At 35.8% G+C, this 14,391-nt stretch carries 14 protein-coding genes and 4 tRNA genes; 7 read left to right on the top strand and 11 right to left on the bottom strand.

The window, feature by feature from the left end; all coding sequences use genetic code 11:
- Positions 1-73: 73 nt before the first annotated feature.
- The 5 genes from PCI70_RS09225 to PCI70_RS09210 all read right to left on the bottom strand — a co-directional run bounded on the left by PCI70_RS09225 (position 74) and on the right by PCI70_RS09210 (position 2,064).
- Positions 74-664 (bottom strand): 5-formyltetrahydrofolate cyclo-ligase, encoded by a 591-nt coding sequence (locus PCI70_RS09225; RefSeq protein WP_269915045.1) that lies wholly within the window; start codon positions 662-664, stop codon positions 74-76.
- Between the two features lie 33 nt (positions 665-697).
- Complete coding sequence (locus PCI70_RS09220) at positions 698-1,288, bottom strand: hypothetical protein (RefSeq protein ID WP_269915044.1); 591 nt, start codon at positions 1,286-1,288, stop codon at positions 698-700.
- A gap of 124 nt (positions 1,289-1,412) precedes the next feature.
- Positions 1,413-1,499: transfer RNA gene (locus tag PCI70_RS09215), tRNA-Leu, on the bottom strand.
- A 65-nt stretch (positions 1,500-1,564) separates the two neighbouring features.
- On the bottom strand, positions 1,565-1,729 hold the full coding sequence (locus PCI70_RS12190; RefSeq protein ID WP_442865201.1) for a phosphatase PAP2 family protein: 165 nt from the start codon (positions 1,727-1,729) through the stop codon (positions 1,565-1,567).
- Positions 1,726-2,064, bottom strand: a complete 339-nt coding sequence (locus PCI70_RS09210; RefSeq protein WP_269915043.1) for a hypothetical protein — start codon at positions 2,062-2,064, stop codon at positions 1,726-1,728. The genes PCI70_RS12190 and PCI70_RS09210 overlap by 4 nt, the downstream gene beginning before the upstream one ends.
- A 186-nt stretch (positions 2,065-2,250) precedes the next feature.
- Here PCI70_RS09210 and PCI70_RS09205 point away from each other — a divergent pair, with 186 nt between their 5' ends.
- The 6 genes from PCI70_RS09205 to PCI70_RS09180 all read left to right on the top strand — a co-directional run bounded on the left by PCI70_RS09205 (position 2,251) and on the right by PCI70_RS09180 (position 9,304).
- Positions 2,251-2,856 (top strand): phosphatase PAP2 family protein, encoded by a 606-nt coding sequence (locus PCI70_RS09205; RefSeq protein ID WP_269915042.1) that lies wholly within the window; start codon positions 2,251-2,253, stop codon positions 2,854-2,856.
- 33 nt (positions 2,857-2,889) lie between these two features.
- On the top strand, positions 2,890-4,473 hold the full coding sequence (locus PCI70_RS09200; RefSeq protein ID WP_269915041.1) for a phosphoethanolamine transferase: 1,584 nt from the start codon (positions 2,890-2,892) through the stop codon (positions 4,471-4,473).
- On the top strand, positions 4,470-5,147 hold the full coding sequence (locus PCI70_RS09195) for a response regulator transcription factor (RefSeq protein WP_269915040.1): 678 nt from the start codon (positions 4,470-4,472) through the stop codon (positions 5,145-5,147). The genes PCI70_RS09200 and PCI70_RS09195 overlap by 4 nt, the downstream gene beginning before the upstream one ends.
- A complete protein-coding gene (locus PCI70_RS09190; RefSeq protein ID WP_269915039.1) occupies positions 5,147-6,460 on the top strand; it encodes a sensor histidine kinase in 1,314 nt (437 codons plus the stop codon). The genes PCI70_RS09195 and PCI70_RS09190 overlap by 1 nt, the downstream gene beginning before the upstream one ends.
- Positions 6,461-6,546: 86 nt before the next feature.
- Positions 6,547-8,628 carry a TonB-dependent siderophore receptor gene (locus tag PCI70_RS09185; RefSeq protein ID WP_269915038.1) on the top strand — a complete coding sequence of 694 codons (2,082 nt, stop codon included), beginning with the start codon at positions 6,547-6,549 and terminating at the stop codon, positions 8,626-8,628.
- Between the two features lies 1 nt (position 8,629).
- Positions 8,630-9,304, top strand: a complete 675-nt coding sequence (locus tag PCI70_RS09180; protein WP_269915037.1) for a hypothetical protein — start codon at positions 8,630-8,632, stop codon at positions 9,302-9,304.
- Positions 9,305-9,346: 42 nt separating this feature from the next.
- On the opposite strand, the gene PCI70_RS09175 is transcribed toward PCI70_RS09180, so the two are convergent.
- The 3 genes from PCI70_RS09175 to PCI70_RS09165 form a co-directional block, all read right to left on the bottom strand.
- Positions 9,347-9,433, bottom strand: a tRNA-Leu gene (locus PCI70_RS09175).
- A gap of 252 nt (positions 9,434-9,685) precedes the next feature.
- Positions 9,686-9,772 (bottom strand) — tRNA-Leu (locus PCI70_RS09170).
- A gap of 11 nt (positions 9,773-9,783) precedes the next feature.
- Positions 9,784-9,857 (bottom strand) — tRNA-Cys (locus PCI70_RS09165).
- A 154-nt stretch (positions 9,858-10,011) separates the two neighbouring features.
- On the opposite strand from PCI70_RS09165, the gene folD reads away from it, so the two are divergent.
- Complete coding sequence (folD, locus tag PCI70_RS09160) at positions 10,012-10,857, top strand: bifunctional methylenetetrahydrofolate dehydrogenase/methenyltetrahydrofolate cyclohydrolase FolD (protein WP_269915036.1); 846 nt, start codon at positions 10,012-10,014, stop codon at positions 10,855-10,857.
- A 33-nt stretch (positions 10,858-10,890) separates the two neighbouring features.
- Here folD and PCI70_RS09155 read toward each other — a convergent pair whose 3' ends face one another.
- From PCI70_RS09155 to PCI70_RS09145, 3 genes are all read right to left on the bottom strand, one after another.
- Positions 10,891-11,808: a TIGR01777 family oxidoreductase gene (locus PCI70_RS09155; RefSeq protein ID WP_269915070.1), complete on the bottom strand. Its 918-nt coding sequence runs from the start codon at positions 11,806-11,808 to the stop codon at positions 10,891-10,893.
- A gap of 49 nt (positions 11,809-11,857) precedes the next feature.
- Positions 11,858-12,268 carry a hypothetical protein gene (locus PCI70_RS09150; RefSeq protein ID WP_269915035.1) on the bottom strand — a complete coding sequence of 137 codons (411 nt, stop codon included), beginning with the start codon at positions 12,266-12,268 and terminating at the stop codon, positions 11,858-11,860.
- A gap of 77 nt (positions 12,269-12,345) precedes the next feature.
- Positions 12,346-14,166: a phosphoenolpyruvate carboxykinase (GTP) gene (locus tag PCI70_RS09145; RefSeq protein ID WP_269915034.1), complete on the bottom strand. Its 1,821-nt coding sequence runs from the start codon at positions 14,164-14,166 to the stop codon at positions 12,346-12,348.
- Positions 14,167-14,391 lie beyond the last annotated feature (225 nt).

Raw genomic sequence — 14,391 nt, 5'->3', positions numbered from 1 at the left:
CCATGATTTTATAGTGATGGATATTTTTCAAATTACAAGGGTGAGAATTTAAAAATGACTAAAAAAGTTGGGATTAAGTTGAAGATTGGGGCAGACGTTTGAAAAAAATCAATTTTTTAGGGGTACATACAGCATCTAACGGTTGATCCCACGTTTGTCGTTTGAGTAAAGAGGGCAAAAGCTGAAAATTATGCGCAAGACCTAAACGGTAAGGAGAGTATGAGGCATTGGCAAGTGTACGGTCGTAATAACCACCGCCCATACCCATACGTGTGCCTACAAAATCGCAACCTACTAAAGGCAGAATTAATAAATCTAAATGGCTTACTAATTGCCCACGTCCAAAAGGTTCATACATACCTAGTGGATGTTTATAAAATTGCTTTTTCAGATATTGCTGATTGGTAATTTTTACCCATAAAAGTTGTTGTTTGATAGGACAAATACGAGGTAAATAAACTTCTTTTTTAAGTTTGAAGCAATATAAAATAATGAGCCGAGTAGAGACTTCACCAAAAGCATGTAAATAAATGCCAACTTTTTTGGAATTTTTGAATATGGCTGAGCCAATTACATGTTGAAACACAGCGCGCTCAGCTTTTTGTTGTTCAAAATAACTGAGCTGTCTACGCGATTTTTTAAGCTGTGTTCTTAATTGTTTCATTGCTAAAAAAGCGTGCTACAAGCACGCTTATGTTTAGTGTTGCTGATGCTGTTGGTGATCTTGTTTTTGTGCTTGCTCAGGATGAACCTGTGCTTGTAACGTTTGCATCATGCTCACAAGTTCATTTTGAATTTTGCCTAACTGTTCTTTAAGTTGGTTAATTTTGTTGGCATCAGGTGTTTTAGATGCACCTTCTTTTGCAAGCTCAAATCCAACAGTATTAGATTGGATAATTTTATTACGAAGTTCATCTGCTTCATTACTCTTAAGTTGTAGTTCTTTTAAGCTTTGGTTAAAGCCATCTACATACGCTTGCATTTTACCAACAACAGCAAGAACTTGATCTTGTTTACCTGTTTGTAATGCTTGAATGGCTTCGCTCTGATAATCTAAACCTTCTTGTGCTTTTTTATTAGATACGGCTTGAATCGCAGTTAAATCACTTTTGATGTCTTGGAGATTATGTTGGCTTAAACTATTTTGAGACTGAGACTGAGACTGAGACTGAGACTGAGACTGAGACTGAGACTGCTCAGATGCTGTGGTTGTTTCTTGTGGTTTTTTATCACATGCAACTAATGTAAGAGAGCTTGCACATAAAGTTGCTAAAAGTAATTTTTTCATTGTATACCTAAAAATCTTTATTTATCAATATGTAGTAGATTTTAAAAAATTAAGCTAAGAATTACGATATATTTTTTGTTAATAGCAGATACAAAAAAACCAGCTTATAAGCTGGAATTATTGATGGTGCCCGGAGCCAGACTCGAACTGGCACGCCTTTGTGGGCGGGGGATTTTAAATCCCCTGTGTCTACCGATTTCACCACCCGGGCATGGCGTGTACTATATTCAAATATAGAGGTATTGGCAAGTGTTTAAGTTGTTGTTTGATGGTGTTTTATTCAAATTTGAGCTTTTTTATAAAAAATAAGGTTGAAATGCTATAAAAATAAGCAAATAAAATAGCAGTAAAAATATCAAGTGGAAAATGGACACCTAAAAAAATGCGTGACCACCCTACAGCTAATGCAACACAAAGACCCATATATCCCCATTTTTTCAGTTGTTGGGTAAATAAACAGATACAATTAACATGTGATGACTTGGTAGAGAAGAGGTTGCAGCATGATGAATAAGTGTTTGTCCAATATGTAAAACAAAAGGACGAGGAAAATAAAAAAACTCATTGAAAATATAATTTAATCCTAAAGCGAGAGTACATGTACTAATCAGTAAAATATGCAGAGGTTTGTTTTTAAAATTAAAGATGAAAATAAAGATAATAAAAATAGGCAATAAAAAGTTAGAACAAAATAGTGCAATATCTATCAGCCAATAAGAAGTATGAGGTTGTGCATTAATTAAAGAAAATAACCAAAGATTAAAATGATTAAGCATATATTTCTTCTGTAAATAAAAATAATTAGAAAAAGAAGAAATGAAGAAAAACTTAGGAAAAATCCTAAGAAAGTCTTAATGTTTGATTCTTATTTTGAAGTAAAAGAATTTGAAGTTATGCATTAAGTGAAACTAAATACGTTCGAACTAAAAAATATTATCTTGTTATTTGCTACTGCATTTAGCATGTTGGTTTTTGTACCTATAGCAGGACAACTTGACCAACAACTTGCTATTGGATGGTTAGACCCTAATGCCAAATTTTATTTAGAAGATAATGGGTGGTTGGTACATATTGGGCACGAAGGCTTAAAAGACGTTGTAATTGCCATCGCAGTTTTTTATTTATTTTTGTATATCAAGCAAAAAAAATCACAACATGCATTATTTATTTTAATTTCAATGGGATTGTCTGTAAGTGTCATTGGGCTACTCAAAGCAACTTCTGTACACGCTTGTCCGTGGTCTATGGTTGAAATGCATCAGACAATAATTGATTGGAATAAACCAATACAAGGTTTAGGCAAATGTTTTCCAGGTGGGCATGCATCTGCAGGGTTTTCTTTAATTGTTTTATTTTTTGCATATTATGACCGTTACCCTTTAAAAGCAAAAATATTCCTCATATTGGCAATAACATTAGGTGCTGTTATGAGTTTAGTGCAAATGTTAAGAGGGGCACATTTTCTTAGTCATAATTTATGGGCATTATGGTGGAGTTGGGCAATTAGTTTTGTACTTTATCTAATATGGGTTCGTTGTCCTAAGCAAACCCTAAGATTTAAACGATGAGATAAAGCTAAATTTATTGCGAGATCATGTTAAATGGTGCGTCAAGTTTCTTTATCTGTTTTTAATGGGCTCTTAGCATTATGGTTGGCAGGTTTGCCCAATCTTGTATTTTATAAACAAATCGCACATTTAGCCTCGTTTAATTCTGTTGGTGCATTTTTATTTGCAGGTATAACATCTCTTATTCTGAGTAGTTTCTATTATTTTGTTTTACAGCTTTTTAGTTGGAGATTAACCGCTAAAGTTTTAGCCATTTTCTTGATTGTTTTAACAGGCTTGACCAGTTACTTTACTAATCAATTGGGTATAAAAATAGATGTAGCTCAAGTCCAAAACCTCATGCAAACAGATCTGCATGAAACACTAGATTTATTGTCTTTTCCTTTTGTTTTACATATTTTGGGATATGTGGTTTTACCCTGTATTGTTGTGTTTTTAATTTGTATTCAACCGCAATCATGGCAAAAAACAGTGCAGCACAAATTGATAGGAATTGTGTGTGCTTTTGCTTTAATGGGCGTTGGGCTTTTTTCATTTTATGGTCAATATGCACCTATTTTTAGAGAGAATAGAGAGTTAAAAGCACAAATTACGCCGTTAAATATTATTTCAGGAAGTTCAAGCTATCTAAAAAGTTTTGTACATCAAGTGAATCAACCCTTAGTACAGTATGGAACAGATGCAGTGCAAACCCATCCACAAGATAAGAAAGTATTTGTTTTGGTGATTGGTGAAACAGGACGTGCCGAAAGTTGGAGTTTAGATGGATATAACCGACCCACTAATCCAAATTTACAGAAGTTAGATATTATTAATTTTTCGCAGGCGTCTTCATGCGGTACACAAACAGCGGTTTCTGTGCCTTGTATGTTTTCGGGTATGCCAAGAAAAGCGTATGATGAAAATTTAGCTTCACACAGAGAAGGACTGCTTGATATTGCACAGCGGGCAGGTTATGAGGTCACATGGATTGATAATAACGCAGGGTGTAAAGGAACGTGCAATCGGATTAAAACTTATATTACGCCGTGTAAAAATGGTGAGTGTGATGATGGCGTTTTGTTAGAGGCTTTAAATGATACTTTGCAAAAATTAGATGTAAAAAACTTACAAAAAAATCAACTCATCGTATTGCATCAAATGGGTAGTCATGGTCCTGCTTACTATAAGCGTTATCCTCAAAATTTTGAAAAGTTTAAGCCTGTATGTGCTACCAATAATATTCAAGATTGTAGCCATCAAGATTTAATTAATACCTATGATAATACGATTTTGTATACTGACGATGTTTTGGCACAAACCATTAACCAACTTAAAGCATTAAATGTTGCAACAGGTTTGTTTTATGTGTCTGATCATGGCGAATCTACGGGTGAGCATGGGCTATATTTGCATGGTACACCTTATTTTATAGCACCTAGTCAACAGACGCATGTGCCGATGTTGATGTGGTTTTCACCGCAATGGAAAGATGAGACCAAAATTAAAAGCTGTTTGCAGTCGCAACGAGCAACTTCTGTGAGCCAAGATAATTTATTTCCAACGGTACTTGGACTTTTACAGATTAAAACTCAAGTTTTAAATCCTTCACTCAATCTATTAGAGCAATGTAAATGATTAAAGTGCTTTATATTGAAGATGATTTGATGATTGGCAAAACAACCTGTCAATTATTACACAATGAAAATTACGCTGTAGATTGGGTAACCACAGGCTTACAGGCATTAGATTTTTTGTTTAAGCATACTTATCATCTAATTTTGCTTGATTTAGGATTGCCTGAAGTTGATGGTGTGGATGTACTTAAACACATTCGTAAAAAAGCAGAACTTGACCGTACCGCAGTCATTATTATCAGTGCAAGAGACCAAATTAGAGACAAGGTGGGTATGCTTAAACTTGGGGCAGATGATTATTTAGTGAAGCCCTACGATTTTGATGAATTGACGGCACGCATGGAATGCTTGTTACGCCGTACAGTAGTGGTAAAGCAAGATGAGCTGTGTTTTAGCCTTGGAAATATTAAAATGTTTCCTAAAAAGCATCGACTCATGAAAGAAAATGAAATTATAAACTTATCAGCAAAAGAATGGCTAATTTTAGAACCGATGATGATGTATCCCAATCAAATTTTTTCTAGGCAAACTTTAGAAGAAAAACTTTATGATTGGCATGAGGATATTCAAAGCAATACCATAGAAGTTCATATTCATAATCTAAGAAGTAAGTTAGGCAAAAACTTTATTCGGACTGTGCGTGGTGTTGGATATTGTATTGAGGAACAATATTAATGAAGGCATTTTATCATGGCTTATCTTTAAGTGCCCGAATGTCTTTAAGTGTTTCTTTGTTTAGTATTGGTTTGTTTGTTTTGATTGGATTTTCGGCTTATCGAATTGCTTTAGAAGAATCACAAGAAGTTATTGATCAACAGATGCAACAAATGGCACATTTTTTAGATGAAAATCATTTGCCTAGTCGTTTATCAACCTTTAACCATCAAAAAAAATATAACGAAACAGACTTCTTTATCGATATTGTGCCCAAAAAGGATTTAGAAAACTTTCAAGGACGTTATCACTACTTACAACCCTATGCATTATCTGCTCATTTTATGCGTAAAAAAACAGATCGGGGCGATTTAAAAATTTATGTTTTACCACTTGCAGATAAACAGATTCAGATTAGTCAGCTTATTCATGTACGTGTTAATTTAGCAAAAGAACTTGCATTAAATATGTTGCTTCCTTATTTGCTGTTTGTTCCTTTTGGTATTTATGGCTTATTTCGGTTAATTCGCCATCACTTAAAACCTATTCATGTATTAAAAAAGACCTTTGCCACACGGCATTACTCTAATTTATCGCCAATTTATATTAATCAGTTACCGCATGAACTAAAGCCAGCAATAGACGAGTTAAACACGCTGTTTGTCAGAATTACACAAGCACAAGAACAACAGCAGAAATTTATTGCCAATGCAGCACATGAGCTAAGAACGCCTCTTACCGCACTGAATTTACAAGCCCGACTATTATCTAAGCATGGAAGTACACCAGAAAACTTAGAAGATTTACAAAAAACGATTGTGAGAATGACACGTTTAGTTGAGCAGTTATTAAAATTGGCACAACAAGAAGAAAATATACAGCATCAATTTATTCGGATTTCTCTAAATAAGGTTGTAGAAGTATGTATGCAACAACTTATGGTACAGGCTCAGCATAAAAATATTGTCATTAGTTTTAAGGCATATCATCAAGCATTTACTGAAGCACCTGATTTTTGTGTTGAAACTATTTTGATGAATATCATTGAAAATGCAATTAAATATAGTCCAAACAATAGTCAGATTTTAATTGAGCTAATATGTGCAGAACAGCAGTGGTGCATCAGGGTACACGATGATGGGCAAGGTATTTCGCAAGAGCAACTTGCACAAGTAACTCAACGCTTTGTAAGACTTACACATAAAGAAACGGGCAGTGGACTTGGGTTATCTATTGTACAAACAGCACTCAATGTCATTGGTGGAACGCTAGAATTAAAAAGCTCTAATACGTTACAGGGCTTGTGTGCAGAGATTTATTTTAAAAAACAATAGTCTATATTCAGAATTATTGTAAATTTCAATTAGATTTTTAAATGAGAATTGTTATTAATAGCACTATTATTTACAGGTTGATTGTGATGAAACATATTTTTACTTATACCGCCTTAGCTTTGGCATTAAGCCAAATGACCCACGCACAAAATGAAGTACTACCTACCATTACCTTGACAAAAAACACGCAAAAAATTGAGCCGTCAACGCTTAAAACATCACAAAAAAATTTAGATATTCCGCAAACTGTAAATACGGTGTCTTCACAATATATTAGTGACTATCAACCTCAAAACTTAGATGAGGCACTTACACAGGTGAGTGGTATAACGCAGGGCAATACATTAGGTGGCACACAAGATACGGTGATGAAACGTGGCTTTGGGGATAATCGTGATGGTTCGATTATGGTGAATGGTATGCCAATTATTCAAGGTCGAACCATGAATGCCGCCGTTGACAAGGTGGAGGTGCTTAAAGGACCATCCTCATTGTTGTACGGTATTATGGACCCTGGTGGTGTTATTAATGTTGTGCCTAAAAAGCCTCAAAAAGAGCAAAGTACAGTAGTGTCTTTAAATGGTTCAACCTACGCACAAGGACGTAATGGTATTGGTGCAACAATAGATACAACAGGACAAATTGCAGACAGCAATTTTTCTTATCGTTTAATTGCAAACCAATCTACCCAAGACTATTGGCGTAATTTTGGTATTAATAAACAACAACTCATTGCCCCTTCTTTACGTTGGGATGATGGTCAGACACAAGTTGATGTAAGTTATCAGTATCATAAATTTGATGTGCCTTTTGATCGATCTACTGTATTTGATAAAACCACAAATAAAGCATTACCTATTTCTCGTACAACGCGTTTGGATGAAGCGTCAAATCAAATGACAGGTGAAGACCACTTAGCCCAATTAAGTATTGATCATAAAATTAATGATCATTGGTCTGCCCATGCAGGTTATAGCTATAACCAAGAAACTTACGATGCTAATCAATTACGAGTAACTGCCTTAAACACAGCAAAGCACACCGTATCACGCCGTGCTGATGCAACCAAAGGGGCATTAAGTATAGATAGTTTTGGAAATGCCTATATTGAAGGTAATTTTAAGCTTGCTAACTTAAAACATGTTTTACAGCTAGGTACAGAGTCTGAATATCGAAAATACTATCGAAAAGATATGCTACGTGGTACCACAACCACCTTTGATTATTTAAATCCAGATTATGGCAATACGTATACAAGCCAAGTCAGTAATACAGACAGTGACCAAACAGACAAATTACATACATATGGCGTCTTTTTACAAGATTCTATTTATTTAACAGACCAGTGGATTGCAGTGTTAGGTACACGTTATACCCATTGGCAACAGCTTGCAGGAAAAGGTCGTCCCTTTGTTGTCAATACCGACACCAATGATGGAAAATGGTTACCAAGAGCAGGACTTGTTTATAAATGGACAGATCAGCTTTCTGTGTATGCCAGTTACACACAATCTCTCAAGCCATCTTCTACCATTGCCTCCCTCAGTAGCGGAACTACTTTAACATCGTCATTATTACCCGAACAGGCAACGTCTTACGAATTAGGGTTAAAGTACGAAGCATCAGATTTATCTGCAAACATTGCACTGTATGATATTAAGAAAAAAAATATTCTAGTTGATACAGATATAGATACTGTGGCATCAGGAAAAGCTCGCTCAAAAGGTATCGAATTTGATATTACTAAAAAACTGACAGACCGTTTAGACAGTACTTTGACCTATGCATATACAGATGCAAAATCTACAGAATCAACAGATACTACTATTATAGGTAAACCGCTTTTAAATGTGGCTAAAAATACAGCTTCTTTAGCATTTAATTATGATTACGGTACATTTTATAATGGACAATTACGCTTTGGATTAAGTGGAAATTATGTTGGTACTCGCTCAGGCGATGCAACTAATTCTTTTAGATTGCCAGATTACACATTGGTTAATGGGTTTGTCAGCTATGCAACTAAAATTGCACAAAAAGACGTGGACTTTAAACTTAATCTAAATAACATCTTTGACACAACTTACTACACGGCTTCTGTAAGTAACTTAGCGGTATCTGTTGGTGATTCTAGACAAGCTGTTTTAAGTGCAACAATCAGATTTTAAAATGAAGAAAATCTTCATTTTTATCTTGAGTATTGTGTTAAATATGGCTGTTTATGCACAAGAAGATAAAACGATTACGATTGTGGGTCAGCTAAAAAATTTAGATATTTCTTCTGATCAAGCTGTTAAAAACTATTTATTAGATCAGCATTATAAAGTTAATTTAGTAAATCAGGATGTAGACCCACATCATTTGCCACCTACAGACCTTGTTATTATTTCTTCGAGTGTCTCTGCAAAAGATTTAAAAAGTGGATGGCGTCAGCTTCAAATTCCTTTGATGACTTGGGAAAATGATTATTTAGATGATTTGGTGATGACAGGAAAAAGAATTCATCAGGATTTTGGTGAGGTAGAAAAAGAACCCTATTTATGGCTAGTTAATCAACCGCATCCACTTTCGGCACATTTAAACGCGGGTATTACAAATGTGTATAACAAGCAAGCACCGATGAGTTGGGGACACCCAGGACTAGGTGCAACAATTATTGCAACGGTGTATGGACAACCTGAAAAAGTGGCGATATGGGGCTATGAAAAGGGAAGTACAATGGACTATGAAACGCTTGCACCGCAAAAAAGACTCATGTTCTTTTTAGGAAATGATACATTTACAAATTTATCTGTAGATGGAAAAAAGCTTTTTCAGGCATCTATTGATTGGTTGCTTCACTAATTTTAGGTACAAAAAAACCAGCCTATAAGCTGGAATTATTGATGGTGCCCGGAGCCAGACTCGAACTGGCACGCCTTTGTGGGCGGGGGATTTTAAATCCCCTGTGTCTACCGATTTCACCACCCGGGCATGGCGTGTACTATATTCAAATATAGAGGTATTAGCAAGTGTTTAAGCTATTGTTTGGTGGTGTTTTATTCAAAATAGATAAAAAATCTTCTTTAAAATAAAAAAGTTGAGTATTCAACTTAATAAAAATAACTTTTAGCTGTTTTAGAAGAGAAAATATATAAATAAAAAACTGTTTTTTATAGAATCATGCAGAGTTAGATTTTTTATAGTTCACATACAAAAAAACCAGCATTAAGCTGGAATTATTGATGGTGCCCGGGGCCGGACTCGAACCGGCACGCCTTTGTGGGCGGGGGATTTTAAATCCCCTGTGTCTACCTATTTCACCACCCGGGCTTTACCAAGATTGGAGGCGGAGGTCGGAATCGAACCGGCGTACACGGAGTTGCAGTCCGCTGCATGACCACTCTGCCACCCCGCCATGTCTTGGTGATGCATATATTAGCAAGCTTATAAAAAAAAACAATAGTTAATTAAGAATATATGTTCATAAAACAAGCATATAAAGATGTTTTCTCAAAATAATGATGTATTATGCATATAAATGGTTTTTTTATCACCTATGGAGATGCATTGTGGCATTGGTTTTAGACGGAAAAGCTTTAGCAAAACAAATTGAAGCCAACTTATCAATACGAGTTGAAGCGTTAAAAGCAAAAACAGGACGTACCCCAATTCTAGCAACCATTTTAGTAGGCGATGATGGCGCATCAGCGACTTACGTACGTATGAAAGGGAATGCTTGCCGTCGTGTAGGCATGGATTCATTAAAAATTGAATTACCACAGCAAACCACAACAGAGGAACTTCTTGCAGAAATTGAAAAACTAAATGCAAATCCTGATGTGCATGGTATTTTGCTTCAACACCCAGTACCTGAGCAAATTGATGAGCGTGCATGTTTTGATGCAATTGATCTTAAAAAAGACGTTGATGGGGTAACTTGTTTAGGTTTTGGACGTATGGCGATGGGTGAGAGTGCCTATGGTTCTGCAACACCAGCAGGTATTATGACTATTTTACAAGAAAACAAGATTGAAATTGCAGGAAAGCATGCGGTTGTTGTAGGGCGTTCGGCTATTTTGGGTAAACCGATGGCAATGATGCTTTTACAGGCCAATGCAACGGTAACCATTTGCCATTCACGTACACAAAACTTAGAAGCATTTGTAAAACAAGCCGATATTATTGTTGGTGCTGTTGGTAAAGCAGAATTAATTAAAAAAGATTGGATTAAACAAGGTGCTGTGGTGGTTGATGCAGGCTTTCATCCAAGAGAAAATGGCGGCGTAGGTGATATTGAATTGCAAGGAATCGAAGATATTGCCTCTGCTTATACACCTGTTCCGGGTGGTGTTGGCCCTATGACAATTACGACGTTGATTCGTCAAACAGTTGAAGCTGCCGAGCAGGCACAATAAAAAAAAGTGCATCTAAAACGATGCACTGAAAGATTACAGTAAATTTTGTAAGGCCAGTTCTAAAGATGGATATTGAAAATGGTATCCATCTTTTAATAGATGTTTAGGATATACAAATTGTCCATTTGTAATGAGTTGTGCTTGTTCGCCCAATGTTAGTTTTAGCACGGTTTCAGGTAAAGGCAATAATGGTGTCTTTTGTAAAATCTCTGAAACTGTATTTACAAAATCGATCTGACGATTTTTGTCAGGCGCTGTAAGGTTATAGACTAAATAGTTATTAGTAGAGCGAGCTAATAAAAAACAAATTGCATTAACCACATCTTCTATATGAATCCATGTAATGGGTTGTTGCCCTGATGCAATTTTACCTACAGCATTAAGTTTGATGGGTAATAGCATTTGTTTAAAAGCAGACGCTTTTTTAGAAAAAACGACACCTAAGCGAATAATATTTAAGTTAAATCCCATTTTTTGGAGTGGTAAAATTGCATTTTCCCATTTTTGACAAAGTTCAGAAACAAAAATAGACTGCGATGGACTATCTTCATCTAGTTCTTGCCAATTATGCTGTTCATTAATACCGTAATAACCAACAGCAGAGCCTGATAAAACTCGTTTAGGCTTTTGCTCAAGTGTTTGTAACCACGTCGCTAATTTTTGAGTGGTATGAACACGACTATTAATAATACTTTGTTTACGTTGACTTGACCAACGTTTGCCACCAATACTTTCACCTGCCAAATTAATGACATAATCGACTAAAGTTTGAGGGGGAAGTTGGTCTAAAGATTGAATACCTTTGACATAATCTGTTGGATATTCATCTTTTAATTTGTTTGGATGACGCGTTAGTACAATAACATGACATGAATGGCTTAAAAAATGTTGAATAAGTGCTGACCCAATGAGTCCTGTACCACCTGTGATTAAAATCGTTGATTTTTGTATTTGCATTATTTTTATTCCTATAAAAAGAGAGTGAAATCACTCTCAGATGTTATGAACACTGATAACGAATCACTTGTAATGTATCTGGGTGAGTATCTAAAGTGTTGCGCATCACGTTACTATCATTTGATGAGCGTCCTACAAGGCTAAATGTGGCTTGTGAGTGTCCAATATTGACACCATTTTGCGTTGGAAACTTAGCTGGATTTGCAATTTCATTTGTACTTAATACAGTAATACTATAGGGCTTATTTTGTCCTATTACTTTTTTACATGCATTTTGCAACTTTTGTTGGTTTACTTGATGATTCGGTGCAGTTGCAAGGGTGTAGCTTAAAATTGCAGATTGGCTTGATTTACTTTCTACTTGATAGCCTGCCGTTCCGTTATACGGTTGTGGCATATTTTGACATGCAGTGAGTGTAAGAAGTGTAGAAAGTCCAAGCAAAAGTTTTTTCATTGTGATGCGTCTCATCATTATTTATCTATTAAAGTATGACATAATTCATAAAAAAGGTCGCTTGAGCGACCTTTTTTTTATACAGCTTTTGCAGCTTTAATCAAAGTTTGTTGTCTATGTTTTAGACTTTTTGGAAGACGTTCACCAAGTTGATCAAAAAGAGTAGTATGGCTTTCAAGCTCTTTTAACCAAAGTTGCATATCTTGTTCAGTGACTTGTTTAAATTGTTCTTCGGAAAAATCGGTTTCTTGCCAATTTAAATCATTGTAAGTTGGTACAAGTCCCATAGGCGTTTCTACGGCTTCTGCATTTCCCTCACAACGATCAATAATCCATTCAAGTACACGCATGTTTTGTCCAAAGCCTGGCCAAACAAAGTTACCCTTTTCATCACGGCGGAACCAATTCACATTAAATATTTTTGGTAAATTATGATCTGCTTGGTTTTGGAGTTTTTCACCCATTTCTAGCCAATGGGCAAAGTAATCTGCCATGTTGTAACCTGCAAACGGTAACATTGCAAACGGATCGCGACGTACAATACCTTGCTGTCCAACGGCTGCTGCTGTGGTTTCAGAACCCATTGTTGCCGCTTTATAAACACCATCTACCCAATCAAATGCTTCTGTAATTAACGGAATAGTATCTGCACGACGTCCACCAAAAATGAATGCTGAGATAGGCACACCTGCTGGATTTTCCCACTCTGCATCAATAGATGGACATTGGTCAGCAGAAACTGTAAAGCGTGCATTTGGATGTGCAGCTTTTTCTGTACCTGTATGTGGTTGTCCTTTCCAGTTTGTCAAATTAGATGGTGTTTCTTTTGTTAAGCCTTCCCACCAAATCTCACCTTGGTCTGAGACAGCAACATTGGTATAAATTACATCTTTATGTAAGGTTGCCATGCAGTTAGGATTGGTTTTGATATTAGTACCTGGTGCTACACCAAAGAAGCCTGCTTCTGGGTTAATTGCATAAAGGCGACCATCTTCACTCGGTTTAATCCATGCAATATCGTCACCAACAGTTTCAATTTTCCAACCTTCATAACCTTTTGGCGGAATAAGCATAGCAAAATTGGTTTTACCACAGGCAGAAGGAAATGCTGCAGCAACGTAGTGTTTTTTACCTTGAGGATTTGTAATGCCAAGAATAAGCATGTGTTCTGCAAGCCAACCTTGCTCACGTCCCATCACAGATGCAATACGTAATGCTAAACATTTTTTACCAAGTAATGCATTACCTCCATAGCCAGATCCAAATGACCAAATTTCACGAGTTTCTGGGTAATGCACAATATATTTATCATCATTACATGGCCATGCAACATCTTTTTCACTTGGTGCTAAAGGCGCTCCAACACTGTGTACACATGGAATAAACTCGCCATTTGTTCCAAGTACGTCGTAAACTGCTTTACCCATACGTGCCATTTTGCGCATGCTGATAGCAACGTAAGGAGAATCTGTAATTTCAATTCCAATATGTGCAATGTGGCTACCCAAAGGCCCCATTGAAAATGGCACAATATACATGGTACGACCTTGCATACAACCATTAAACAAACCATTTAGTTTTTCACGCATAATAGCTGGGGCTTCCCAATTATTGGTGGCTCCAGCATCTTCTGCTTTTTCTGAACATATAAATGTACGGGTTTCTACGCGTGCAACATCTGAAGGGTCTGAATTTGCAAGATAAGAACCTGGATGAGTATCTTCATTGAGTTTTTGCATCGTACCATTGGTAATCATTAACTCAATAAGACGTTGGTATTCTTCTTCGCTACCATCACACCACTCAATGTTTGCAGGTTGAGTAAGTTTTGCAATTTCTTCAACCCATTGAATAAGTTTTTGATGTTTAACAAAGTGAGGGGCATTGACAGTAGTCATACTCAGGAATCTTACATATCTAAATTGGTGGTATTAGATCATAAAAAAATATCGAATTTAAGGCTTGATATTTATTTAAAAATTAATAATTACAATGGCTTAATATTATTTTCCTTTTTGAATTAAATATTTAGCACGCTTTTTGTGGATATTATTTATTTTTATTATAGTCATATTTTTTTTGGAAATATATATAAAAATCAGTTACTTTTTAAATAAGAAGAA

Origin of the sequence: Acinetobacter sp. HY1485, assembly GCF_027568475.1 — a bacterium.
In the GTDB taxonomy this organism is placed as follows: domain Bacteria; phylum Pseudomonadota; class Gammaproteobacteria; order Pseudomonadales; family Moraxellaceae; genus Acinetobacter.
This window is presented reverse-complemented; position numbering and strand designations above follow the sequence as displayed.

Coding starts and splice junctions, on each gene's coding strand:
- PCI70_RS09225 (WP_269915045.1), bottom strand. CDS start 664: ATGAAACAATTAAGAACACAGCTTAAAAAATCGCGTAGACAGCTCAGT.
- PCI70_RS09220 (WP_269915044.1), bottom strand. CDS start 1,288: ATGAAAAAATTACTTTTAGCAACTTTATGTGCAAGCTCTCTTACATTA.
- PCI70_RS09210 (WP_269915043.1), bottom strand. CDS start 2,064: ATGCTTAATCATTTTAATCTTTGGTTATTTTCTTTAATTAATGCACAA.
- PCI70_RS09205 (WP_269915042.1), top strand. CDS start 2,251: ATGTTGGTTTTTGTACCTATAGCAGGACAACTTGACCAACAACTTGCT.
- PCI70_RS09200 (WP_269915041.1), top strand. CDS start 2,890: ATGGTGCGTCAAGTTTCTTTATCTGTTTTTAATGGGCTCTTAGCATTA.
- PCI70_RS09195 (WP_269915040.1), top strand. CDS start 4,470: ATGATTAAAGTGCTTTATATTGAAGATGATTTGATGATTGGCAAAACA.
- PCI70_RS09190 (WP_269915039.1), top strand. CDS start 5,147: ATGAAGGCATTTTATCATGGCTTATCTTTAAGTGCCCGAATGTCTTTA.
- PCI70_RS09185 (WP_269915038.1), top strand. CDS start 6,547: ATGAAACATATTTTTACTTATACCGCCTTAGCTTTGGCATTAAGCCAA.
- PCI70_RS09180 (WP_269915037.1), top strand. CDS start 8,630: ATGAAGAAAATCTTCATTTTTATCTTGAGTATTGTGTTAAATATGGCT.
- PCI70_RS09150 (WP_269915035.1), bottom strand. CDS start 12,268: ATGAAAAAACTTTTGCTTGGACTTTCTACACTTCTTACACTCACTGCA.
- PCI70_RS09145 (WP_269915034.1), bottom strand. CDS start 14,166: ATGACTACTGTCAATGCCCCTCACTTTGTTAAACATCAAAAACTTATT.